The 23,548-nt window shown below is 67.6% G+C and carries 26 protein-coding genes and 1 tRNA gene; 11 read left to right on the top strand and 16 right to left on the bottom strand.

The genetic code is table 11. From position 1 onward, the window contains the following. Positions 1-76 precede the first annotated feature (76 nt). The gene (gene galE, locus OXR60_RS12990) at positions 77-1,102 is read left to right on the top strand and encodes a UDP-glucose 4-epimerase GalE (RefSeq protein ID WP_267396336.1); all 1,026 of its coding nucleotides are present in this window, start codon (positions 77-79) and stop codon (positions 1,100-1,102) included. Here the strand turns inward: galE and OXR60_RS12985 are convergent. From OXR60_RS12985 to folK, 3 genes are all read right to left on the bottom strand, one after another. Beyond that, positions 1,099-1,803 carry a phosphatase PAP2 family protein gene (locus OXR60_RS12985; RefSeq protein ID WP_267396335.1) on the bottom strand — a complete coding sequence of 235 codons (705 nt, stop codon included), beginning with the start codon at positions 1,801-1,803 and terminating at the stop codon, positions 1,099-1,101. The two genes, galE and OXR60_RS12985, sit on opposite strands and share 4 nt — an antisense overlap. A 224-nt stretch (positions 1,804-2,027) precedes the next feature. Continuing rightward, positions 2,028-2,103 (bottom strand) — tRNA-Lys (locus OXR60_RS12980). 22 nt (positions 2,104-2,125) lie between these two features. Beyond that, a complete protein-coding gene (folK, locus tag OXR60_RS12975) occupies positions 2,126-2,602 on the bottom strand; it encodes a 2-amino-4-hydroxy-6-hydroxymethyldihydropteridine diphosphokinase (protein WP_267396334.1) in 477 nt (158 codons plus the stop codon). Positions 2,603-2,624: 22 nt separating this feature from the next. On the opposite strand from folK, the gene OXR60_RS12970 reads away from it, so the two are divergent. Further along, entirely contained in the window at positions 2,625-3,347 is a 723-nt protein-coding gene (locus OXR60_RS12970) for a uracil-DNA glycosylase (protein ID WP_267396333.1), read from the top strand. Here OXR60_RS12970 and aguB read toward each other — a convergent pair. From aguB to rpsD, 4 genes are all read right to left on the bottom strand, one after another. Next, a complete protein-coding gene (gene aguB, locus OXR60_RS12965; protein ID WP_267396332.1) occupies positions 3,335-4,195 on the bottom strand; it encodes an N-carbamoylputrescine amidase in 861 nt (286 codons plus the stop codon). The two genes, OXR60_RS12970 and aguB, sit on opposite strands and share 13 nt — an antisense overlap. A 93-nt stretch (positions 4,196-4,288) precedes the next feature. After that, positions 4,289-5,254 (bottom strand): agmatine deiminase family protein, encoded by a 966-nt coding sequence (locus OXR60_RS12960; protein ID WP_267396331.1) that lies wholly within the window; start codon positions 5,252-5,254, stop codon positions 4,289-4,291. Next, positions 5,251-6,903, bottom strand: coding sequence for a M28 family metallopeptidase (locus tag OXR60_RS12955; RefSeq protein ID WP_267396330.1), 1,653 nt, complete (start codon positions 6,901-6,903; stop codon positions 5,251-5,253). Before OXR60_RS12955 ends, OXR60_RS12960 begins: the two co-directional genes overlap by 4 nt. A 122-nt stretch (positions 6,904-7,025) precedes the next feature. Further along, complete coding sequence (gene rpsD / locus OXR60_RS12950; RefSeq protein WP_267396329.1) at positions 7,026-7,640, bottom strand: 30S ribosomal protein S4; 615 nt, start codon at positions 7,638-7,640, stop codon at positions 7,026-7,028. A 182-nt stretch (positions 7,641-7,822) separates the two neighbouring features. Here rpsD and OXR60_RS12945 point away from each other — a divergent pair, with 182 nt between their 5' ends. After that, positions 7,823-8,128 (top strand): chorismate mutase, encoded by a 306-nt coding sequence (locus tag OXR60_RS12945; protein WP_267396328.1) that lies wholly within the window; start codon positions 7,823-7,825, stop codon positions 8,126-8,128. 10 nt (positions 8,129-8,138) lie between these two features. Here OXR60_RS12945 and OXR60_RS12940 read toward each other — a convergent pair whose 3' ends face one another. From OXR60_RS12940 to rpiB, 5 genes are read right to left on the bottom strand one after another with little or no spacing between them, the layout of a single operon-like run. After that, the gene (locus OXR60_RS12940; RefSeq protein WP_267396327.1) at positions 8,139-8,876 is read right to left on the bottom strand and encodes an RNA methyltransferase; all 738 of its coding nucleotides are present in this window, start codon (positions 8,874-8,876) and stop codon (positions 8,139-8,141) included. After that, positions 8,876-9,349, bottom strand: a complete 474-nt coding sequence (gene nrdR / locus OXR60_RS12935) for a transcriptional regulator NrdR (RefSeq protein ID WP_267396326.1) — start codon at positions 9,347-9,349, stop codon at positions 8,876-8,878. Before nrdR ends, OXR60_RS12940 begins: the two co-directional genes overlap by 1 nt. Beyond that, positions 9,350-9,526, bottom strand: coding sequence for a hypothetical protein (locus tag OXR60_RS12930; protein ID WP_267396325.1), 177 nt, complete (start codon positions 9,524-9,526; stop codon positions 9,350-9,352). 9 nt (positions 9,527-9,535) lie between these two features. After that, a complete protein-coding gene (gene glyA / locus OXR60_RS12925) occupies positions 9,536-10,846 on the bottom strand; it encodes a serine hydroxymethyltransferase (protein WP_267396324.1) in 1,311 nt (436 codons plus the stop codon). Further along, entirely contained in the window at positions 10,843-11,313 is a 471-nt protein-coding gene (gene rpiB / locus OXR60_RS12920) for a ribose 5-phosphate isomerase B (protein WP_267396323.1), read from the bottom strand. Before rpiB ends, glyA begins: the two co-directional genes overlap by 4 nt. Positions 11,314-11,586: 273 nt before the next feature. Here rpiB and OXR60_RS12915 point away from each other — a divergent pair, with 273 nt between their 5' ends. Continuing rightward, entirely contained in the window at positions 11,587-12,141 is a 555-nt protein-coding gene (locus OXR60_RS12915; RefSeq protein ID WP_267396322.1) for a Uma2 family endonuclease, read from the top strand. A 30-nt stretch (positions 12,142-12,171) separates the two neighbouring features. Here OXR60_RS12915 and hemA read toward each other — a convergent pair whose 3' ends face one another. Then, positions 12,172-13,416 carry a 5-aminolevulinate synthase gene (gene hemA / locus OXR60_RS12910; RefSeq protein WP_267396321.1) on the bottom strand — a complete coding sequence of 415 codons (1,245 nt, stop codon included), beginning with the start codon at positions 13,414-13,416 and terminating at the stop codon, positions 12,172-12,174. A 105-nt stretch (positions 13,417-13,521) separates the two neighbouring features. Then, positions 13,522-14,316 carry a glutamate racemase gene (gene murI / locus OXR60_RS12905; protein ID WP_267396320.1) on the bottom strand — a complete coding sequence of 265 codons (795 nt, stop codon included), beginning with the start codon at positions 14,314-14,316 and terminating at the stop codon, positions 13,522-13,524. Between the two features lie 140 nt (positions 14,317-14,456). On the opposite strand from murI, the gene plsY reads away from it, so the two are divergent. The 3 genes from plsY to topA are packed head-to-tail and all read left to right on the top strand — an operon-like array spanning position 14,457 to position 18,819. Further along, positions 14,457-15,062 (top strand): glycerol-3-phosphate 1-O-acyltransferase PlsY, encoded by a 606-nt coding sequence (gene plsY, locus OXR60_RS12900; protein ID WP_267396319.1) that lies wholly within the window; start codon positions 14,457-14,459, stop codon positions 15,060-15,062. Beyond that, positions 15,055-16,143: a DNA-processing protein DprA gene (dprA, locus tag OXR60_RS12895; protein ID WP_267396318.1), complete on the top strand. Its 1,089-nt coding sequence runs from the start codon at positions 15,055-15,057 to the stop codon at positions 16,141-16,143. The genes plsY and dprA overlap by 8 nt, the downstream gene beginning before the upstream one ends. A 60-nt stretch (positions 16,144-16,203) precedes the next feature. Beyond that, positions 16,204-18,819 (top strand): type I DNA topoisomerase, encoded by a 2,616-nt coding sequence (topA, locus tag OXR60_RS12890; RefSeq protein ID WP_267396317.1) that lies wholly within the window; start codon positions 16,204-16,206, stop codon positions 18,817-18,819. 283 nt (positions 18,820-19,102) lie between these two features. On the opposite strand, the gene OXR60_RS12885 is transcribed toward topA, so the two are convergent. Further along, positions 19,103-19,399 (bottom strand): SEL1-like repeat protein, encoded by a 297-nt coding sequence (locus OXR60_RS12885; RefSeq protein WP_267396316.1) that lies wholly within the window; start codon positions 19,397-19,399, stop codon positions 19,103-19,105. A gap of 79 nt (positions 19,400-19,478) precedes the next feature. Further along, entirely contained in the window at positions 19,479-20,324 is an 846-nt protein-coding gene (gene panC, locus OXR60_RS12880) for a pantoate--beta-alanine ligase (RefSeq protein ID WP_267396315.1), read from the bottom strand. 72 nt (positions 20,325-20,396) lie between these two features. On the opposite strand from panC, the gene OXR60_RS12875 reads away from it, so the two are divergent. From OXR60_RS12875 to OXR60_RS12860, 4 genes are all read left to right on the top strand, one after another. After that, positions 20,397-21,185, top strand: a complete 789-nt coding sequence (locus OXR60_RS12875; protein ID WP_267396314.1) for a division plane positioning ATPase MipZ — start codon at positions 20,397-20,399, stop codon at positions 21,183-21,185. Next, the gene (locus tag OXR60_RS12870; protein ID WP_267396313.1) at positions 21,185-21,445 is read left to right on the top strand and encodes a DnaJ domain-containing protein; all 261 of its coding nucleotides are present in this window, start codon (positions 21,185-21,187) and stop codon (positions 21,443-21,445) included. Before OXR60_RS12875 ends, OXR60_RS12870 begins: the two co-directional genes overlap by 1 nt. A 212-nt stretch (positions 21,446-21,657) precedes the next feature. After that, positions 21,658-23,028, top strand: coding sequence for a phosphomannomutase/phosphoglucomutase (locus OXR60_RS12865; protein ID WP_267396312.1), 1,371 nt, complete (start codon positions 21,658-21,660; stop codon positions 23,026-23,028). 30 nt (positions 23,029-23,058) lie between these two features. After that, entirely contained in the window at positions 23,059-23,529 is a 471-nt protein-coding gene (locus OXR60_RS12860; protein WP_267396311.1) for a PH domain-containing protein, read from the top strand. The last annotated feature ends 19 nt before the right edge of the window (positions 23,530-23,548 follow it).

Genomic DNA, 23,548 nt, shown 5'->3' with positions numbered 1-23,548 from the left:
TGATCTCCTTTGCTCATTAGATAGGGTGTCGTTAACGCAAGGCAATTAGGCGGGCGGCGACACAGACGGAGCGACCATGGCACTCGACAACGCACTTCACGGCCCCTTCCACGGCAAGGTGATGGTCACCGGCGGTGCCGGCTATATCGGCAGCCATGCTGTGCTGGCGCTGCTCGACGCCGGCTATGAGGTGGTGGTGCTCGACAATCTGGTTACCGGCTTCGCCTGGGCCGTTGATCCGCGCGCGATGCTGGTGGAGGCCAATGTCGCCGACGACAACAAGGTCCGCGCCGCGATCCGCGATCACAACGTGCGCGCGATCATGCATTTCGCCGGCTCGGTGGTTGTACCGGAATCGGTCAGCGATCCGCTCAAATATTATCGAAACAACACCGCCGCGACGCGTTCGCTGATCGAAAGCGCGGTGGCCGAAGGCGTGCCCCACTTCATCTTCTCCTCGACGGCAGCGACCTACGGCACCCCGACGCGGGTGCCCATCGCGGAAGCCGATCCGCAGGTGCCGATCAATCCGTATGGCATGTCCAAGCTGATGACCGAGGCGATGCTCCGCGACGTCGCCTTCGCGCATCCGATGAACTATTGCGCGCTGCGCTACTTCAACGTCGCCGGCGCCGATCCTGAAGGTCGCAGCGGCCAGTCGACGGTGGGGGCGACCCATTTGATCAAGATCGCGGTCGAAGCCGCCACCGGCAAGCGAGCGGCCGTGAGCGTGTTCGGCACCGACTTTGACACGCCGGACGGCACCGGGGTGCGCGACTATATCCACGTCAGCGACCTTGCCGCCGCTCACGTCGCCGCCCTCGGGCTGCTGATTGCCGAGCCAACGGAAAGCCACATGCTCAACTGCGGCTACAATCGCGGCTTCTCGGTCAACGAGGTGCTCGACGCGGTCGATCGCGTCACCAACATGACGATCGAGCGCCGCTACGAAGGCCGCCGCGCCGGCGACCCTGCCGCGCTGGTCGCCGACAACACCGCCATCCTTGCCGCGCTGCCGTGGCGCCCCGCGCGCGACAATCTGGAGACGATCGTCCAGGACGCCCTCGCCTGGGAGCGCAAGCTCGCCGAGATGGGGCGCTAGCGCTCCCCGCCGATCGCCCGACGGGCGCTGGCAGTGGCCCGCCACCAGCCCAGCGCCCACAGGGTTCCAAAGCTCCAGCCGGCAAGCACGTCGCTCGGCCAGTGGACGCCCAGATACACCCGGCTGGTGCCGATCGCCCCGACCAGCAGGATCGCCACCACCAGCAGATAGGAGCGGGTGCGGCGATCCGGCGTCACCTGACCGGCAAGGCTTGCCAGGGTGAGATAGACGATGGCGCTGCTCGCGGCATGACCGCTCGGGAAGCTGTAGCCGGTCACCGCCACCAGATGCGGCACCAGATCAGGGCGCGCGCGCACCTCGACATGCTTGATCAGATCCACCGCCCAGCTGCCGCTCGCCGAAGCGAGCACGGTGGCGAGCGCGGTCAGCCACAACCGTTGCACCAGCAATAGCCCGGCGGTGATCACCACCAGCAGCGTCAGCACCACCCCGCCGCCGAGATCCGTGAGATCGGCCGCGGCATCCGGCAGCCATGCCGGCCCGTGCCACGCGCGCACGCCAAGCACGATCGCCCGATCGAACTGAAACGGATAGCGGTCAATCACAAACCCGGCCGCCAGGGCCAGCACGATCGCCACCGCGATCATCGCGGCGCCGGCGAGCACCGGCGGCAGCGACCGGGCGCCACCCGCGGCGGGCTGATTGATGGCGATGTCCGTCTGCGTGTCGTGCTGGATCATCCGTCTCTCGTTCGTGTCCCTCGACGACCAAACGCATCGGGCGATCGGCTATCCGCCGCAACCCGACCAATCCGGACTGGACCCGGCGCCGTCTTCCGTGGCTTATGCCGAGCGTCGCGGCGGGGCTAGATTTTCTCGTGCTCGTCACACGATCCCGTCGCGACACCCTCGAGGGAGGCATCAGCCGTCGCTCCAGCCCGCGCATCTTGGGTAAAAGGTGCCGATGGTGGGTCCGCCGGGGCTCGAACCCGGGACCTCTCGATTAAAAGTCGCTTGCTCTACCGACTGAGCTACGGACCCCTGCCATCGGCACCGGGGGCACCTAGGGGCGCGGGCGGGGCCGGTCAATGGCATGGAGCAATTGCCGCGTCGTCCGCCCGGTGAGCGGATCGCGCCAATCAGGGGCGATCGCCGCTAGCGGCGCGAGAACGAAGCGGCGGCGCCGATAGTCACGGTGCGGCAATGTCAACGCTGGCGAGCCCCATGCGCCCTCCGACCAGAGCAGGATATCGAGATCGATGACCCGCGCTCCCCAGCGCCGCCCGCTGCGCCGGCCGAAATCGGCCTCGATCGCTTTCAGCCGGGCGAGCAAGGCCGATGGAGCCTCCTCGCTTTCGATCAGCACCGCGGCGTTGGCGAAGCGCCTCGATGAGGGGCCGAGTGGCGCGCTGGCGACGATCGGCGAGGTGGCGATGGTGTCGCCCAACGCGGCGACAGCGGCACGCACCTCCGCCGCCGGCGCGCCGTGGCGCCCGCGCCGGTTGGAGCCGATCCCAATTGCATAGATTGAAGCTGCCACGCACCGGCCCTATCGCACCCCGATGGATTTCGAAGCAAGCCTTGCCCCGGTCGACGCCACTGCCGCCGCCGCCGTTCTCGTTGATCGTCCGATCGTGAGCCCGATCCCCGCGACCGAGCCGCCGCTCGATTGTCCGCGCTGCCCGCGGCTAGCCACCTTCCGGCATGAGTTGCGCGTCGAATATCCCAGCTGGTGGAACGCGCCAGTGCCTGCGTTCGGCGATCCTGAAGCATGGCTCGCGGTAATCGGCCTAGCGCCCGGCAAGCATGGTGCCAATCGGACCGGACGCCCCTTCACCGGCGATTTCGCCGGCGAGTTGCTCTACGCGACGCTGGCGAAGTTCGGCCTGTCGACCGGCACCTTCCAGGCGACGCCCAACGACGATGTGGAGCTGCACGGCGCGATCATTATCAACGCGGTGAAGTGCCTGCCCCCGGCGAACAAGCCGACGCCCGAGGAAATCCGCACCTGCCGGCCGTTCCTTGAGGATCAGATGGCCACCGTTGCCAACGCACGGGTGGTAATCGCGCTCGGCCAGATCGCGCATCAATCGGCAGTGAAGGCAATGGGCGGGCGGTTACCCAAGGCGACGTTCGGCCATCTCGCCGAACATCGCATGCCCGATGGCCGCATCCTGATCGATAGCTATCATTGCTCGCGCTACAACCAGAACACCGGCCGGCTCAACGCCGCCATGTTCGAAGCGGTGTTCGCACGCGCGCTGGAGCTGCGTCAGACGTCCTGAACCAGCCGGCCGTACAGTTCCGGCCGGCGATCGCGGAAGAAGCCAAAGGCGGCGCGATGGCGTTTGACGCGGTCCAGATCGAGCGTCGCCGTGATCACGCCCTCTTCCTCGCGATCCAGCTCGGCGATGATGTCGCCACGCTCGTCGGTGATGAAGCTGGTGCCGTAAAAGGTCTGGCCATGCTCGGTACCGACGCGGTTGGCGGCGATCACGGGCACGACGTTGCTGACCGCATGGCCGACCATAGCACGGCGCCACAGCCGCGCGGTATCGAGGCTGGTGTCATGCGGCTCGCTGCCGATCGCGGTGGGGTAGAAGAGCAGCTCGGCGCCCATCAGCATCATCGCGCGCGCGGTCTCGGGATACCATTGATCCCAGCATACGCCGACGCCGAGCTTGGCCGCCGGCGCCGATGGTGGGCCCCGCCATACCTTGAAGCCGGTGTTGCCGGGCCGGAAATAGAATTTCTCCTCATAACCCGGCCCATCGGGAATGTGGCTCTTGCGGTAGACACCCTGGACCTCGCCATCGGGGCCGATCATCGCCAGGCTGTTGTAATAATGCGGGCCGTCGGCCTCGAAAAAGCTGGTCGGGATCGTCACCTTCAGCGCCTCGGCAAGCGCCTGCATCGCCAGCACCGCCTTATGCTCACCGACCGGCGCTGCGTTGGCGAACAGGCCTTCGTCCTCGATCCGGCAGAAATATTCGCCCTCGAACAGTTCGGGCGGCAGGATCACTTGCGCACCCTGCCCCGCCGCCTCGCGCACCAGGCGCGAGACGTTGCCGATATTGGCATCAATATCGTCTGAGAAGGCGAGCTGCAGCGCGGCGACGGTGATCTGGGTCATGCGCGTGCAGATAGGGGGGCAGTGAGCGTTCGTCACCCCGGCAGTGTGCTCTTACCGTCATCCCGAGCCTGGCCCGGGACGACGAATGGGTTGTTACCCCGGTATCTGCTGGCTGATGCAGTGGAAGCTGCCGCCGCCGGTGAGGATGCTGTCAGCGCGCAAGCCGACCGCCTCGCGATCCGGGAACAGAGCCTGGATCGCCGCGACCGCGCGTTGATCATGCTCGGTGCCGTAGATCGGCACCACCACCGCGGCATTGCCGATATAGAAGTTCATGTAGCTCGCCGGCACGATCTCCTCGTCGCGCAGCACCCGGCCGGGCGAGGGAATGGTGACCACCTCGAGCCCCGCGGCACGCGCGTCGCGCTGGGCGTTCTTATAGACCAGCCAATTGGGGTCGTTCTCGACCGCCTCGGGCAATGCCACCCGGCCCTCGCCGACGAAGCGGGCGAGGTTGTCGACATGGCCGTCGGTATGGTCGTTGAGCAGCCCCTCGCCCAGCCAGACGACACGGGTGAAGCCGAGGTCATCGTGCAGCCGTGTCTCGATCTGCGCCTTGGTCAGCGTCGGGTTGCGATTGGCGTTGAGCAGGCATTGCTCGGTGGTGATCGCCGTGCCGGTGCCGTCACCGTCGATCGCGCCACCCTCGAGCACCCAGTTGCAATAACCGACCTGGCGGCCGAGCCGCTTGCCAAGCCGCAGCCCGATAGTGTCATCGCCCGGCAGGTCGTATTTGCCGCCCCAGCCGTTGAACTCGAAGTCGCTCGCGGTGCCGTTGCCGAGGATGATCGGCGCGGTGTCGCGCAGCCAGATGTCGCCGAACGGCTCGATGATGACGTCGGCAAACGATGCCAGGCGGCGCGCGGCGGTGGCGGCTTCCTCGTCAGCCGCGACCAGGATGACCTGCTCGCCGCGGCCGTCGGCATGGACGGCTCGGGCAAAGGCCACGACCTCGTCGCGAGCCGGATCCAGATCCTCCTGCCACAGCTCGGGATGGCTCGGGAAACCAATCCATACCGCCTTGTGATGTGCCCATTCGGCGGGCGGCACGAGCGTCACTTGGCGGCTCCCGTCAGCGCAGCGCGGCTCTTGTCGCGGATGGCGCGGAACTCGTCGCCCGGGGTCCAGTTCGGCCAAGCATCGCCATCGGCAAGGCCGCGGCTGATGCTGTAATAGAGCTGCAGGTCCTGCTCGACGCCGGTCCAATCCCAATTGGGATCATATTCGTCCTGCGGCGCGTGGTAGCGATGCTCCTCGTAATCCTTGGCCGCGGCCTCGCCTGCGGCACGGCCGCCCTGCACCAGATCCATGCCGGCTTCGAAATAGACCATCGGCACGCCGTGCTTGGCGAGGCTGAAATGGTCCGAGCGATAGTAGAAACCCTTTTCCGGGGTGGGTTCGCGCGTGGCGGTACGGCCTTGCTGCTTGAGCGCCGCCTCAAGATAGCCGTCGAGCTCCGACTTGCCGAGCCCGATCACGGTGACGTCGTGGCTCGGGCCGGCCATGCTCAGCGCATCCATGTTGGCGCCGCCCACGGTCTGCGCCAGCGGATAGACCGGGTTGTTGCCGTAATATTCGGAGCCAAGCAGCCCCGACTCCTCGGCGGTCAGCGCGATGAACACCATCGTCCGCTTTGGCGGCCCCGCCTTCACATTGGCCTGCGCCAGCGCGACCAGCGCCGCGGTGCCGGTCGCATTGTCGACGGCGCCGTTGCAGATGTCGTCGCCGTTAACGGGCGTGCAATGGCCAAGGTGATCCCAATGGCCTGACAGCAGCACATAATCGTTCGGCCGCGTCGTCCCCGGCAGGATGCCGATTACATTGTGCGAGATGTGCTTCTTGATCGCATTGTCGAACGACACCGAAGCCTTCACGCCGAGCGGCACCGGCTTGAACCCCCTGATCTTGGCGGCGGCGGCCAGCTGATCGAAGTTCCGGCCGGCGCTGGCGAACAGCGCCCGGGCCTTGTCGAGCTGCATCCAGCCATGGGCGGCGACATCGTCCATATGGCCGTTGGCGGCATCGGCGACCTGGTTGGGGCCGGTGTTGCTCGACTGGACGACGTTCCAGCCGTAGGCGGCGGGCTCGGTATCGTGGACGATGATCACCGCCGCGGCGCCCTGGCGCGCGGCCTCTTCATATTTGTAGGTCCAGCGGCCGTAATAGGTCATCGCCCGCCCGCCGAACGGGCCGTCGAGGGTCGGGGTCTGCCAGTCCGGATCGTTGATCAGCACGATCACCGTCTTTCCCTTCACGTCCAGCCCGGCATAGTCGTTCCAGCCCTTTTCGGGGGCGACGATGCCGTAGCCGGCGAACACCACGTCGCTGTTCTTGACCTCGACATGCGGGGTGACGCGGTAGGTGCTGAGTACCGTGTCAGGCCCGAAGGCCAAGCTGAGCGGGGTCTTGCCGCCGGTGAAGGTGAGGGCCGAGACGTTCTTGGCGGCGATCTCGACCAGCGGCACGTCCTGCAACCACTTGCCGTGATTGCCCGGCTTCAGCCCGGCCTTGGCGAACTGCACCTGGAGATAGGCGAGCGTCTTGTCCTCGCCGGCGCTGCCGGGCGCCCGGCCCTCGAAGGCGTCGGAAGACAGCGTCTTGGTGACCTCCTTCATCGTCTCGATCGGGATGGTCGGCGCTTGGGGCACGGTCTGCGCGCCGGCCGCGGTGGAGGTGGCGAGCAGGGCGGCGAGGACGAGGCGACGCATGGAACACTCCGGTACGGGCAACATTGGGTCGAGCTTGTGACGCGGCCCGCCGCGCTTGTCCACGAACGAAAAAGGGCGACCCCGAAAGGCCGCCCTCTTGTCGTCTCGCCGAGGCGAACCGATCAGCGCGAGTAGAACTCGACGACCAAGTTCGGCTCCATCTTCACCGGATAGGGCACTTCGTCGAGCGTCGGCACGCGGGTCAGCGTGACCTTGGCGGCGCCGTCGGGGGCGACATAATCGGGGATCTCGCGCTCGGCGAGGCTCTGCGCCTCGAGCACCAGCGCCATTTCCTGCGCCTTCTTGCCGAGCGTGATCTCGTCACCGGTGAAGCAACGACGCGAGGCGATGTTGCACTTGGTGCCGTTGACGCGGACGTGGCCGTGGCTGACGAGCTGGCGCGCGGCGAAGATCGTCGGCGCATATTTGGCGCGGTAGACGATCATGTCGAGACGCTGCTCGAGCAGGCCGATCAGGTTCTGCGAGGTATCGCCCTTCATCCGGGCGGCCTCGGTGTAGCAGGCCTTGAACTGCTTCTCGGTGACGTCGCCGTAATAGCCCTTGAGCTTCTGCTTGGCGCGCAGCTGGATGCCGAAGTCCGACACCTTGCCCTTGCGGCGCTGACCGTGCTGGCCGGGGCCGTATTCACGCTTGTTCACCGGGGACTTGGGACGGCCCCAGATGTTCTCGCCCATCCGACGATCGAGCTTGTGCTTGGCGCTATGGCGCTTCGACATATCTTTTCCTTGGCAATGGCTAACAACGTAGTTCCCGGTATCGCTCTGCACGGCGTGCGAACACACCGACAGGGCCACCGCTTCACCGGGATGCGGGGCCAATCGCGAAGCCGCGGCCTCTGTCAGAAAGCGGAACCCGCGTCAACCGCTGGACAGCGATGGCAGCCTTACTAAGAAGCGCCATGACCAGCTCCATTCTCGCCGGACCCGATTGCACCAATATGGCCGAGGTCCGCGCCGGCGTCGACCAGCTCGACGCCGAGCTGGTGGCGATGCTGCGCCGCCGCTTCGACTATATGGAGGCCGCGGCCCGGATCAAACCCGAGCGCGGCCATGTTCGCGACGAGGACCGCAAGGCGGCGGTGATCGACCAGGCGGTCGCCGAAGCCGAACGTCTGGGGCTGCCGGCCGATGCCATCGCTGCGATGTGGGAGACGCTGGTGGAAGCGTCGATCGCCTATGAGCTGGCGGCGTTCGACCGGCGCTGAACGGCGGCCGTCAGTCCCCGCCCCGCCGGCGCTTGGCGCCGTCCAATGCCGAGAGCACGCCGCGCATGGTGCGCACCTCCTGCGACGACCAGCCGGGCTTGGTGAGCAGCGTCCGCAAGGTACGCTTGCTGGTGGGCACGCGGTCCGGCGGAAAGAAGAAGTTGGCGGCCTCGAGCATCTCATCGAGCTGCATCATCATGCCCTCGAGCTCGCCGTGCGGCGCCGGAGGATCGAGATCGGTGAGCGACGGCTGAGCCAGGGCCTCGCCCTTCGACCATTCATAAGCGACCAGGATTACCGCCTGGGCGAGGTTGAGCGAACCGAATTCGGGATTGATCGGCACGGTGATGATGCTGCCGGCGAGCGCGACGTCATCGGTCTCAAGGCCGGAGCGCTCCGGGCCAAACAAGATCGCCGAGCGCGCGGTGGCGGCATTGGCGTGGATCGCCTGGGCTGCCGCCTCGGGGGTCGCCACCGGCTTGGTGACGCCGCGCTTGCGCACCGTGGTGGCATAGACATGGCCGCAATCGGCGACCGCGGCGGCGACGCTGTCATACACCACCGCGCGTTCAAGCACGACATCGGCGCCGCTCGCCGCCGGGCCTGCCTGGGGGTTGGGCCAGCCATCGCGGGGGGTGACGAGGCGCATCTCGGTAAGGCCGAAGTTGAGCATGGCGCGCGCAGCCTTGCCGATATTCTCGCCCAATTGCGGGCGGACCAGGACGATGACGGGGGGCAGGCCGGCCATCAGCTACGCCCCGCCTCTTCGACGCTGCCGGCGAACTGCTCGAAATCGCGCGCTTCGCTGAAGTCGCGGTAGACGCTGGCGAAGCGGATATAGGCGACCGAATCGAGGCCCTTCAGCCCCTCCATCACCATCTCGCCAATGCGCTTGGACGAGACCTCGCTGTCACCCGTCGTTTCGAGCTGGCGCTGGATGCCGCTGACCAGCTTCTCGATGCGGATCGGCTCGATCGGGCGCTTGCGGGTGGCGATCGATACCGAGCGCAGCAGCTTCTCGCGGTCGAACGGCTCGCGGCGCAGGCCATCGGTGCCGGCGCTCTTGACCACCCACAGATCGCGCAGCTGGATCCGCTCGAAGGTGGTGAAGCGCGCGGCGCAGCCCTCGCACTGGCGCCGGCGCCGGATCGCCGCCCCGTCTTCGGTGGGGCGGCTGTCCTTTACCTGGCTGTCTTCATGTCCGCAGAAGGGGCAGCGCATTTAGATCTTGTCGCGCCTCGCATAGGCCACCGCCGTGCCGACGATGGCGCCGAGCACCGGGCCGACGAACGGCACCGGAATGGCGACGATCGCCCCGATCAGCCCGTACTTCGTCATCTTCTTGCCGAGACCAGGGGTGTTCTTGACGGTAGCCTGGACGTCTTCGATCTTGCTCATCGGTCTTCCTTAACGCTGGTAGATGGGGAACCTAGCGCACAGCGCCGCAACCCGTTCCCGCACATTCGCCTCGACGGCGGCGTCACCGTGCTCGCCCTTGGCGGCTAGGCCGTCGAGCACGTCGGCGACCATGTTGCCGATCTCGCGGAATTCGGCGGGGCCAAAGCCGCGGGTAGTGCCCGCGGGGGTACCGACGCGGATGCCGCTGGTCTTGACCGGGGGCAGCGGATCGTTGGGGATACCGTTCTTGTTGCAGGTGATGCCGGCGCGCTCGAGCGCCTCGTCGGCATCCTTGCCGGTGATGCCAAGCGGGGTGAGATCGATCAGCGCCAGATGGGTGTCGGTGCCGCCGGAGACGACATCGCTGCCACGCTCCTTGAGGGTCGCCGCGAGCACCTTGGCATTCTCCACCACCGCAGCGATGTAGCTCTTGTAATCGGGGCGCAGCGCCTCGCCGAACGCGACCGCCTTGGCGGCGATGACGTGCATCAGGGGCCCGCCCTGGAGCCCGGGAAACACCGCCGAATTGAGCTTCTTGGCCAGCGCCTCGTCATCGGTGAGGATCATGCCGCCACGGGGGCCGCGCAGCGTCTTGTGGGTGGTGGTGGTGACAACATGGGCGTGGCCGAACGGCGTCGGGTGCAGCCCGGCGGCGACGATGCCGGCGAAATGCGCCATGTCGACCATGAAATAGGCGCCGACCTTGTCGGCGATGGCGCGGAACCGGGCGAAATCGATGACGCGCGGATAGGCCGAACCGCCGGCGATGATCAGCTTGGGCTGGTGCTCGACCGCAAGCGCCTCGACCTGATCATAGTCGATCAGATGGGTGACCGGATCGACGCCATACTGCACCGCGTTGAACCACTTGCCGCTCATCGCTGCACGCGCGCCATGGGTGAGATGGCCGCCGGCATCGAGGCTCATGCCGAGGATGGTCTCGCCCGGCTTGACCAGCGCCAGCATCACTGCGCCGTTCGCCTGCGCGCCCGAATGCGGCTGGACGTTGGCAAAGCCGCAGCCGAAGATCTGCTTGGCGCGTTCGATCGCCAGCGTCTCGACCTCGTCGGACGGCGCGCAGCCCTGGTAGTAGCGCTTGCCGGGATAGCCTTCGGCATATTTGTTGGTGAACACCGAGCCCTGCGCCTCGAGCACCGCCTGGCTGACGATGTTCTCCGACGCGATCAGCTCGACCTGGGTCTGCTCGCGGGTCAGCTCATGCGCCACGCCGGCGAACACCGCAGGATCCGCCTCGGCAAGGCCGCGGGTGAAGAAGCCATCGAACTGGACGGCGTGCAGGTCTTGAGGCTGGGTGCTCATGCGAACTCCTTGGCGGGCGCGCCGCCGGTCTGGATCGTGGGGGCGGACAATTTGTCGACCCGCTGCTGATGGCGGCCGCCGGCGAACTCGGCGGCAAGGAAGGCGGCGAGACAGGCCTTGGCCATCTCCTCGCCGATCAGGCGGGCGCCCATGGCGATGGCATTGGCATCGTTGTGGACCCGCGCGAGTTCGGCCGAGAGCGGCTCCGAAACCAACGCGCAGCGGCAGGCGGGATGGCGGTTGGCGGCAATCGAGATGCCGATGCCCGAGCCGCACAAGGCAACGCCGCGATCGGCGCGGTTATCGGCGAGCGCCTGGGCAACGGCATAGCCGTAATCGGGATAGTCGACGCTGGCGCTGCCATCGGTGCCGCAATCGAGCACCTCGTGGCCGGCGTCGCGCAGCCAGCCGGCAAGCGTCGCCTTGAGCGACACGGCGGCGTGATCGGAGGCGATGGCGATGCGCACGGCGACAGGAGCCTTTTCGGCGAGTGACGGGATGGCTTGCGCCCTTACCGCCGCGACGGCCGCTTGGCCAGCCTCAGCGGGGATGTCGCCGACGTGGCCGTGCTCCCTGCGTCCGAAGCGTTGCGCCGCGAGACAAGTTGAGGAAGTTGTCACTCGGATAGTCGATTCTCAACTTTGATCGTTTCGATTTTGGCGACGATGAGAAAGATCCACTGTGGGTAGCAAACCCGCGGCATGTAGGACAGCGTCGCGCCGATCTGTTATGCCAAGCCCATGAAATCACTCGTCCGGATCGAAGCCGCGGCCGTCGCGGGCGGGTTCACCGCCGCCGAGTTCCTGCGCATGGTGAATGCGGGCGCCTTCTCCGACCTGCGCGTAGAGCTGGTTGCAGGGGAGATCGTCAAGATGATGCCTGCGTACATGGCGCACGGGGAGGCCAATGGGCGGCTGTTCGCGCAGCTGCTGCCGCTTTACGCGGGCACGGCAAGGCTGGCGATCGACCTGATCGTGCAGCTGGACGAGCATAATGTGCGCGCGGTGGACATTGCGGTGACAATTCCGGACGTCGCCAGCGACCGCGCGGTCGATCCGGCGGACGTGATCCTGGCGGTGGAGATTGCCGAGACCACGCTCGGCCGCGATCTCGGCGAGAAGCTGGCCGCTTATGCCCGCAGCGGCATTCCGCATTATTGGGTGGTGGATCTCGCCCCGCAGGTGATCCACGTCATGGCCGATCCGGAAGGGGAGACCTATCGCCAGCGCAGCGTCGTGCGCTTCACCGAGCTGCTCGCCGTGCCGACGACGGCTGCGTCGATCACGCTCGGCTGAATGGCCGCCGTTGCCGGCGGGTAGCGCCGGTCACGCGGCCTTGCGCAACTCGAGCCGGCTCCAGATCTCGACCAGCGCGCCCGTGAGGTCGCGCATCATCGCCTCGTCGTGGTTCGGGCCGGGGGTGAAGCGCAGCCGCTCGGTGCCGCGCGGCACGGTCGGATAATTGATCGGCTGCACGTAGACGCCATATTCGGCGAGCAGGATGTCGCTGATCTTCTTGGCCTTGACCGGATCGCCGACCTGCACCGGCACGATATGCGTCTCACCGAGCATTACCGGCAGGCCGGCCTCGACGAACATCGTCTTGAGCAGGGTCGCCGAGGCCTGCTGGCCCTCGCGCTCGACGCTCGACGCCTTGAGGTGGCGGACGCTGGCGAGCACGCCCGCGACCAGCACCGGCGACAGCGAGGTGGTGAAGATGAAGCCCGGCGCATAGCTGCGGATGACATCGACGATGGTCTGGTCCGCGGCGATATAGCCGCCCATCACGCCGAACGCCTTGCCGAGCGTGCCCTCGATGATCGTCAGCCGATCGGCGACGCCGTCGCGCTCGGAGATGCCGCCGCCGCGCGGGCCGTACATGCCGACGGCATGGACCTCGTCGAGGTAGGTCAGCGCGTTATACTTGTCGGCGAGATCGCAGATCGCGGTGATCGGCGCGACGTCCGCTTCCATCGAATAGACGCTCTCGAACGCGATCAGCTTGGGCGCGGCGGGATCCTCGGCGGCGAGCAGCTCCTCGAGATGCGCGAGATCATTGTGGCGGAAGATCCGCTTTTCGCAGCCCGAGTTGCGGATGCCCGCGATCATCGAGGCGTGGTTGAGCTCGTCCGAAAAGATCACGCAGCCGGGCAGCAGCCGGGCGAGCGTCGACAGCGTCGCCTCGTTGGAGACATAGCCGCTGGTGAACAGCAGCGCCGCTTCCTTGCCGTGGAGATCGGCGAGCTCCGCCTCGAGATCGACATGGTAATGGGTGTTGCCGCCGATGTTGCGGGTACCGCCGGAACCGGCGCCGACATCGTGCAGCGCCTCTTCCATCGCCTCAATCACCTTGGGGTGCTGGCCCATGGCGAGATAGTCGTTGGAGCACCAGACGGTGATCGGCTTGGGGCCGTTGTGACCGGCGAAGCACCGGGCATTGGGGAACATCCCCTTGTTGCGGAGGATGTCGATGAAGACGCGATAGCGGCCCTCGGCATGGAGACGATCGATCGCCTGGGTGAAGACGCGCGAATAATCCACTCGCTGCGTGTCGGTACCGTCCACAGTCATGATCGCAGTTGCTACGCCTCCGCCCCGCCCGATGCCAGGCAATTTGGCCACTATCCGTAATCGATCAAGGTATGATTGACCTTGGTCAAATTGTCCCAGGCGGCATCATAGTTCGGCCAGCGTGACAAAGCCGCGAGTCGCCAGCGCGGGCGTGAGCGCGCGCTCGGCGGCGCCGAGGCGGGTGAACACGGCGACGCCTGGCGGCGCCTGCTCGCGCCATGCATCGCCATCGGTGAGATGGGCGATGCGCCGCGCGATGCCCGCGCCGCCATCGACGAAGCGCACCGGGTGCGGCGCTGCAGCGGCGAGTTCGGCCTCGACCAGGGGAAAGTGAGTGCAGGCGTTGACGACAACGTCGATCCGGTCGCCACCGGGCTGGCCGAACAGGCCGGCGAGCACCGCGGCATAAGCGGCGGGCGGAGTCGGCAACCCGTGGAGCCTGGCTTCGGCCAGTTCGACCAGCGCCGCCGAGCCGTGGCGGATCACGGTGCAATCGCCGGCGAACCGCGCGGCCAGATCGTCGACATAGGCCTGGCGCACGGTGGCATCGGTGCCGAGCACGCCGATGGTGCGGGTGAGGCTCAGCGCCGCGGCAGGCTTGATCGCCGGCACCGTTCCGACCACCGGGAGATCGAGCGCGGCGCGGACCGCGGGCAGCGCGATGGTGGAGGCGGTGTTGCAGGCGATGACGATCAGCCGCGGGCGGAAGCGCTCGGCGAGCCGGCCAAGCAGCGCCGGCACCCGCGCGGCGATCTCCGACTCGGTCTTGATGCCATAAGGGAAGCCTGCCGAATCGGCGGCGTAGACGAACGGCGCGGTCGGCAGCAGCGCCCGGGCCGGCGCGACGATCGACAGGCCGCCAACGCCCGAATCGAAGAACAGAATGGGGCGACGATCCATGATCGCCGCCATATGCGGTGCGACGGCCAAGGCAAGGGCCGCGATCGACGGCCGCCGCACCAGCATCAATAGAACCGGCCTGATGGAGGTTGTTGCCGATTTTTGCCCCAATCCCTATGTATGTTGGCAAGGGGGACGACGTGCCGACAGCGATATTCTGGTTAGCACCCGCTTGCGCACTCGTGCTCGGCTATCTGCTGGGCTCGATTCCTTTCGGCGTGATCCTGACGCGGCTCGGCGGTGCGGGCGACCTGCGCACCATCGGCTCGGGAAACATCGGCGCCACCAACGTGCTGCGCACCGGCCGCAAGGGGCTGGCGGCGGCGACCCTGCTGCTCGACATGCTGAAGGGCGCCGCGGCGGTGTGGATCGTCGAGGCGCTGTTCCCCGGCAATGCGCTGATCGCGGCCGCCGCCGCCTTTATCGGCCATTGCTATCCGATCTGGCTGCGCTTCAACGGCGGCAAGGGCGTGGCGACGCTGATGGGCATCGCCGTGGCGCTCTACTGGCCGCTGGGCCTGATCTACGCGGCCGTCTGGCTCGGCCTGCTCGCGACCGTGCGTGTATCGTCGGTGGCAGGGATGGCGGCGGCGGTGAGCGCGCCGGTGGCGGCGGCGCTGTTCGGACGGTTCGATCTGGTGATGCTGCTGCTTGTGCTGGCGGTGATCGTGCTGTGGAAGCACGGCCCCAATATCGAGCGGCTGATCACCGGCACCGAGCCGCGTATCGGGCGCCAGCATGGCTGACGCCGCTCTCGCGCGGCTCCGTCTCCTTCGCAGCGCCGGGATCGGCCCGGTCACCTATCGGCAACTGCTCAGCCGGTTCGGCAGCGCCGAGGCGGCGCTCGATGCCCTGCCCGCGCTGGCGCGGCGCGGCGGCGGCCAGCCACCGACCGTGCCGGCGCCCGCCGCGATCGAGCGCGAGATGGCGGCCACGGCGCGGCTCGGCGCGCACTATCTGTTCCACGACGACCCTACTTATCCCGCGCTGCTGGCGCGGATCGACGATGCGCCGGCGGCGCTGATCGTCCGCGGCGACGTCGCGCTGGCCAGCCAGAGCTGCGTCGCCATCGTCGGCGCGCGCAACGCCTCGGCGGCGGCGTGCCGGATGGCGCGCGCGCTCGGCCATGCGCTGAGCGCCGAGGGCGTGACGGTGGTGTCGGGCCTCGCCCGCGGGATCGACACCGCGGCGCATGGCGGCGCCCTGCCCCGCACGATTGGCGTGATCGCGAGTGGCATCGACGTCGTCTTTCCGCCGGAGAATGCCGCGCTGCAGGAGCGGATCGCGCGCGAGGGCCTGCTCGTCGCCGAGCAGCCGCCCGGCACCGAGCCGCGCGCGCGGCACTTTCCCTACCGCAACCGGATCATCGCCGCGCTGTCGCTCGGGACGGTGGTGGTGGAGGCGGCGCCGCGCTCGGGCTCGCTGATCACCGCGCGGCTCGCCACCGAGGCCGGGCGCGAGGTGATGGCGGTGCCGGGCAGCCCGCTCGACCCGCGCGCGCAAGGCTGCAACCTGCTGATCCGCGAGGGCGCGACGCTGGTGCAGACCGCCGAGGACATCCTCGAGCAGATCCGCCCGTTCGATCCCCGCGCGGTGCGTGCGCCCGCCCCGTCATTCGCCGGCCCGCCGCCGGCGGATGCCACCGATGCCGAGCGGACGCGGCTCACCGCGCTGCTCGGGCCGGTGCCGGTGATGATCGACGAGCTGATCCGCCAGGCGGGCGCGTCGCCGGCGGCGGTGCAGACGGTGTTGCTCGAGCTGGAACTTGCCGGGCGGCTGGAGCGTCACGCCGGCGGCAGGGTGAGCCTGTGCGACGGCGGCGCTTGACGAGCAGCGCCGCGGCTCCCCATCCTCGTACGCGTACACGTAAGGACCCGTAGTTTTCCCATGCAGCTAGTTATCGTCGAATCGCCCGCCAAGGCGAAGACCATCGAGAAGTATCTCGGTTCGGACTATCGCGTTCTCGCGAGCTACGGCCATGTCCGCGACCTGCCCGCCAAGGACGGGTCGGTGAACCCGGACGAGGGCTTCGCGATGGAGTGGGAAAACTACGCCGACAAGTCCAAGCAGCTGAAAGCGATCGCGGATCTGTCCAAGACCGCCGACCGCCTGATCCTCGCCACCGATCCCGATCGCGAGGGCGAGGCGATCAGCTGGCACGTCCAGGAAGTGCTGCGCAACCGCAAGGCGCTGCCCAAGGATGTCCAGCGCGTCACCTTCAACGCCATCACCAAGGCCGCGGTGACGACCGCGATGCAGCACCCGCGCGAGCTCGATACCGATCTGATCGATGCCTATCGGGCGCGGCGCGCGCTCGACTATCTGGTCGGCTTCACCCTCTCCCCCGTGCTGTGGCGCAAGCTGCCCGGCGCCAAATCGGCGGGCCGGGTGCAGTCGGTGGCGCTGCGGCTGATCGTCGGCCGCGAACGCGAGATCGAGGCATTCGTGCCCCAGGAATATTGGTCGGTCACCGCCGACATGGAGCATGACGGCACGCCGTTCGTGGCGCGGCTGAGCCAATTCGAGGGCAAGAAGGTCGATCGTCTGTCGATCGGCAACGAAGGCGATGCCCTGCGCGCGAAGACCGCGGTCGAGGAGGGCCGGTTCTCGGTCCAGTCGGTCGAGACCAAGCCCGCCAGCCGCAACCCGCCGCCGCCCTTCACCACCTCAACCCTGCAGCAGGAGGCGGCGCGCAAGCTCGGCTTCTCGGCGGACCATACCATGCGGATCGCCCAGGGCCTCTACGAGGATGGCGCGATCACCTATATGCGGACCGACGGCGTGCAGATGGACGGCAGCGCCATCTCGGCCGCGCGGTTGGCGATCGCCAATCGCTATGACGCCTCCTACGTTCCCGATGCGCCGCGCCAATATCAGACCAAGGCGAAGAACGCGCAGGAAGCCCATGAGGCGATCCGGCCAACCGATTTCAGCCGTGACCGGATCGGCTCGGGCGATCATGCGCGGCTCTACGACCTCGTGTTCAAGCGCGCGCTCGCCAGCCAGATGGCGTCGGCGCGGATGGAGCGGACCAGTGTCGAGCTGAGCGACGGCACCGGCCGCACCAGCCTGCGCGCCACCGGCCAGGTGGTGCTCTTCCCCGGTTTCCTCGCGCTCTACGAGGAAGGCACCGACGAGACCGGCCAGGACGAGGAATCGCGCCGGCTGCCGCGGCTGCGCGAGGGCGATGCCCCGGCCAAGAAGGCGGTCAACGCCGAACAGCATTTCACCCAGCCGCCGCCGCGCTTCTCCGAAGCCAGCCTGGTCAAGCGGATGGAGGAGCTCGGCATCGGCCGGCCGTCCACCTACGCCTCGATCATCAAGACGCTGAAGGACAGGAGCTACGTCCGCGTCGAGAAGAACCGCTTCTTCGCCGAGGAGAGCGGCCGGCTGGTGACGGCGTTCCTCGAGCGCTTCTTCGAGAAATATGTCGGCTTCGATTATACGGCCGAGCTCGAGGAGGAGCTGGACGACGTCTCCGGTGGCCGCGCGCAGTGGCAGGCGGTGCTCGAGGCGTTCTGGCGCGATTTCAAGCCGCGCACCGCCGAGGTGATGGAGCAGCAGCCCTCGGCGATCACCGCCGAGCTCGACCAGTTCCTCGCGCCCTATCTGTTCCCCGACAAGGCGGACGGCAGCGACCCGCGGCTGTGCCCGAAGTGCGAGGCGGGCAAGCTGGCGCTGCGCGGCGGCAAGTTCGGCGCGTTCATCGCCTGCTCCAACTATCCGGAGTGCAAATACACCCGTCGCTTCGCGCAACCTGGCGGCGAGGATGGCGAGGACAGCGGCCCCGAAGGGCTGGGCAAGGATCCGGCGACGGGGCTCGAGGTGGAGCGCAAGTCGGGGCGGTTCGGTCCGTATATCCAGCTCGGCGAGGGCAAGGACGCCAAGCGCGCGTCCATCCCCAAAGACATCGGCGAGATGGACCTGGAATGGGCGCTGAAGCTGCTCAGCCTGCCGCGGGCGGTGGGCACGCATCCGGAGACGGGCGAGCCGATCACCGCCTCGATCGGGCGCTACGGCCCCTATCTCGCGCATAGCGGCAAATATGCGCGGCTGACCTCGACCGCCGAGGTGTTCGAGACGGGGATGAACGCCGCGGTGGTCAAGCTCGCCGAGGCGGCCGCGGGTGGCGGCCGCCCGGCACGCGGTGCGGCGCGGGCGCCGCTCAAGGAACTCGGCAAGCATCCGCGCACCGAGGCCGAGATCAAGCTGATGGAGGGGCGCTACGGCCCGTACGTCACCGATGGCGAGACCAACGCGACCCTGCCCAAGTCGATCACGCCCGAGGCGCTGACGCTGGAGGAGGCCGCGCAGCTGATCGACGCCCGCGCCGCCGCGGCCCCGCCGAAGAAAAAGAAGGCGGCGGCGAAGAAGCCGGCCGCCAAGAAGGCACCGGCGAAGAAGGCCGAGGCTACGGCGCCGGCAAAGCCGGCAAAGAAGGTGGCGGCCAAAAAGCCGCCAGCCAAGAAAGCGGCGGTGAAGAAGGTGGCCGCCGCGGAATAACGTCGGTTCACGGTCGGGGCCGGAGAACGGCGCCCGACGTGCTATTGAGCAGGCAGGAGCATAGGAACGCAGGCCGTGCGGCGCGTGGCTCTGGGTTCCGGCCAGTGTGGCAGTCCAAGCCTACACGTCACCCCAGCGCAAGCTGGGGTCTTTGGCGCCTCTTGTCCGTCGCGGCACGAGATCCCAGCCTTCGCTGGGATGACGGTCTGCGAGATGACGGCTTCTGGCGACGTCGTCCGCCGTCTGGCGCCCCCCGCACACGTCCGGCATCAACAACCAGCGATCAGGCCGCGCGGCGCTGGGTGCTGCCCATCCAGGCGCGGGCCTGGCGCTGGGCTTCGGCGATCTGGCGCATGGTCATGTTGCCGGCGATCTCGGCGCGGGCGTCGGCGGCCTCGCCGAACCCGGCCACCGCCGCGAGGTTGAACCACTTATGCGCCTCGATCAGGTCGATCGCGACGCCGGCGGTGCCGGTCGAATAGCAGATGCCGAGATCGAATAGCGCGTCCGGCTTGCCGCGCGCCGCATCGGCGGTCCGGCTGTCGATCAGAATTCGCGCGTTGTTCAGGCTGGTGCCCATTGGATGCCCCCATCGTTGATGAGAACACCCTGGCCCGAGTCCTACTACGAAATGGTTAACGCAATTAAAACCAGATTGATCAACAATTAGGCTCGATTCCGACATTGTCGATCAACCGTGTCGTACCCATTCGCGCCGCCGCAAGCAGCCGCCGTGGCCGATCGGGGGCGGGAGCAGGCGTGAGTGATTCGGCATCGGCCAGCTCGACGTAATCGACCTCGAAGCCCGCCGCGCCAAGCGCGCTGCGCGCATCATCAAGCACCGCGGCGACGTCCGCGCCCTTGGCGATTGCGCGCGCCGCGACGCCGAGTGCGCGCGGCAGCGCTACCGCTTTGGCGCGCTGGTCGTCGTCGAGATAGATGTTGCGCGACGACAGCGCGAGGCCATCATCGTCACGCTGGGTGGGCACGCCGACCACCTCGATGGCCATGTCGAGGTCGACCGCCAGCCGGCGGATGACCGCGAGTTGCTGGAAATCCTTTTCACCGAAGTAAGCGGCGTCGGCCCCGACCTGGTTGAACAGCTTGGTGACGACGGTGGCGACCCCGTCGAAATGACCGGGACGCGCAGCGCCATCGAGCCCGTCGCTGACGCCCGACACGCTGACGCTGGTGGCGAAGCCCTCCGGGTACATCGCCTCGACCGGCGGCAGCCACAGCAGGTCGCAGCCCGCCTCGGCGAGCATCCGCGCATCCGCCGCCTCGCGCCGCGGGTATTTGGCGAGGTCCTCATTGGGACCAAATTGGATCGGATTGACGAAGATCGACGCCACCACCTTGGTGCCTGGCCGCCGTGCCGCCTCGATCAGCGCCATGTGCCCCGCATGGAGCGCGCCCATCGTCGGCACCAGCGCGATTCGCGCGCCCTCGGCGCGCCATTCGGCCACGCTCGAGCGCAGGCTTTTCAGATCCCGGACCGTCTGCACCTAAACCCCCTCGAACAATGAGCGCGCGGCTTCTATGGAGGCACTGAACAGCGATCAACAAGGAAACGACCCGTGCCCTCAGGGCCTCATGTGATTGTGTTCGCCAACGAGAAGGGCGGCACCGGCAAATCGACCACGGCGGTTCACGTCGCGATCGCGCTCGCCGCCAAGGGATCGCGCGTGGCGTGCCTCGATCTCGATCATCGCCAGCGCACCGTCGGCCGCTACCTCGACAATCGCGCCGCGACCATCAAGCGCACCGGCAGCGCGCTGCCGATGCCGATCCACGCGACCCACGACGGCGAGACGGAGGCGGTGTTCGAGCGGCTGTGGGCCGAACTGTCCGACGGTACCGACTTCCTGGTGGTCGACACCCCCGGCCGCGACGATTATTTCGCACGCACCGCGGCGGCACTGTCCAACACGCTGGTGACGCCGATGAACGACAGCTTCGTCGATTTCGACCTGATCGGCCAGGTTGACCCAGAGACCTTCAACGTCACCCGCCCGTCCTTCTATTCGGAGCTGATCTGGGATGCGCGCAAGCAGCGCGCTCGCGCCGACGGCACCCAGATCGATTGGGTGGTGCTCCGCAATCGCCTGCAGCATATCGAGGCGCGCAACATGCGCCGGGTGTCCGATGCACTCGGCCAGCTTGCCAAGCGGGTCGGCTTCCGCATCATCCCGGGGCTCGGCGAGCGCGTGGTCTATCGCGAGCTGTTCCCCTCCGGCCTGACGATGATCGATTCCAAGGAATTCGGCGCGATGGGCCTCGGCCATGTCGCCGCCCGCCAGGAGTTGCGCGAGATGATGGCGGCGCTGCAGCTGCCCGAGGCGGCGGCACCGGTAGTGGCCGCCTGATGAAGTGGATCGTCGCGCTCGTCGTGATCTGGGGCGTGTGGCAATTGTTGCGCAAGCCCAAGCGTCTGCCGGTCGGCGATGTCGCCGAGGCGCGCGCGGTGCTGGGCGTCGAGCGCGGCGCCGATGCCGAGGCGATCCGCGCCGCGCATCGCCGGCTGGCGGCGCAGGTCCATCCCGATCGCGGCGGATCGGTGGACCTCGCCCGCCGCGTCAACGCCGCGCGCGACCTGCTGCTGAAGTCGCTCGACCGGGTGGAGTGAGGCTGCGGTGTCGGCGGTGCGATCAAGAAGCCCGCCTGCAACGGCGCCGGTCCACCACATAGTCCATCTTTCAATCCGTCACCCCAGCGAAAGCTGGGGCCTCTCGCGGCTCCGGTCCTGCCCTCCTCCACGAGATCCCAGCGTCCGCTGGGATGACGGCACAAGGCCGATCCTCTACCGCCGATCGCCATACGCATTACCCAGGAGCCAGGATGTCGCATCATTTCCACCCCAGCATCCTGCGCGAATATGACATCCGCGGCGTCACCGGGCAGACGTTGTTCGCGGCCGATGCCCATGCGGTCGGCCTCGCCTTCGCCGGCCGGGTGCGACAGGCGGGAGGACGCCGCGTTGCGGTGGGGCGCGACGGGCGGTTGTCGTCGCCGGCGCTGGAGGCGGCGCTGGTCGACGGGCTGACCGCCGGCGGGGTCGATGTGGTGCGGATCGGCGTCGGGCCGACGCCGATGCTCTACTTCGTCGAGGCCAGCCTAGAAGTGGATGGCGGCATCCAAGTAACCGGCAGCCACAATCCCCGCGATGACAATGGCTTCAAGATGGTGCTGCAGCACCGCTCGTTTTTCGGCGGCGACATTCGCGATCTGGCGGCGATCGCGGCCGGCGGCACGGCTCCCACCACCACGCACGGCCGCGTGACCGAGATCGACGTGGTCGACGCCTATGTCGCCCGGCTGATGGCGGGCCATGCCGGCGGCGTTTATCGGATCGGTTGGGATTGCGGCAACGGCGCCGCCGGCCCGGCGCTCGAGAAACTGATCGAGCTCCTCCCGGGTGAGCATCATGTGCTGTTCGCCGAGGTAGACGGCCATTTTCCCCATCATCATCCCGATCCTGCCGAAGAGGTTAATCTGATCGATCTGAAGCGGCTGGTCGCGGACAAAAAGCTCGATTTCGGTGTAGCCTTTGATGGCGATGCGGACCGGATCGCGGTGGTCGACGCGCAGGGCCGAACCTTGTGGGGCGACCAGATCCTGGCGCTGCTGGTCGAGCCGGTGCTCGCCGCTACGCCCGGCGCCCCGGTGGTGGCTGACGTCAAATCCTCCGATTATCTGTTCGCGCGGATCGCCGCGCTGGGCGGCCGACCGATCATGGCGCGCACCGGCCACAGCCCGATGAAGGAGAAGATGCTTGAGACCGGCGCGCCGATCGCGGGCGAGCTGAGTGGCCACATCTTCTTCGGCGGCGATTATTACGGCTTCGACGACGCGCTCTACGCCGCGGTGCAGCTGATTCGCGCGGTGCACCTGTCGGGCCGGTCGCTGACCGACTTGCGCAGTGCGATGCCCGAGCTGGTCAATACCCCCGACCTGCGCTTTCCGGTCGCGGCGAGCCGCAAGCTAGCGGTGATCGATGAGGTACTGGCGCGGCTGCGCGCCGACGATGCCGCGATCGACACCACCGACGGCCTGCGCGTCACGACGGCGGACGGCTGGTGGCTGCTGCGCGCCTCCAACACCCAGGACCTGCTCACCGCGCGCGCCGAGGCCAGCGACGCGGCCGCGCTCGAGCGGTTGCTCGCAGGGCTCGATGCGCAACTCGCCGCCTCCGGCATCAGCCGCGATTGACAGCGGCCGGCCGGCGAATAGGTTGCGCCCATGGTGGGGACTTACACAGCCGAGCGCGATGTCGACAGCTTCCGCGCGAGCACCGGGCGCTGGCTGCTCGGCAGCTTCGCCGGCTGGGGCACGCTGCTCCTATGCCTGGTCGGCGTCGGGCTGGTGATCGTCGCGATCCGCTGGTTGCAGAACGTCGCCTCATCCTATGAGATCACCGACCAGCGGCTGATCGTGAAGCGCGGGCTGATCATGAAATCGATCGACGAGATCGAGCTGTATCGGATCAAGGACGTCCGCGTCGATTACTCGCTGATCAACCAGCTCACCGATCTCGGCACCATCACCATCACCTCGTCCGATCGCACCACCGGCCACCGCGCCTTCGTGCTGCGCGACGTGCCCGCCGCGCGCGAGCGCCGCGAGGGGATCCGCAAGCTGGTCGACCGCGCCCGCCAGCGCCGTGGGGTGCGCGAGCTCGATACGGACGCCGAGGATCCGTACCTGCGGTGATCGCGCCCGGGCTGGCGTA

Source organism: Sphingomonas sp. GC_Shp_5 (assembly GCF_026540855.1).
Classification (GTDB): Bacteria; Pseudomonadota; Alphaproteobacteria; order Sphingomonadales; family Sphingomonadaceae; genus Sphingomonas.
The sequence above is the reverse complement of the archived record's forward strand: the minus strand, read 5'-3'. Positions and strand labels throughout refer to the sequence as shown.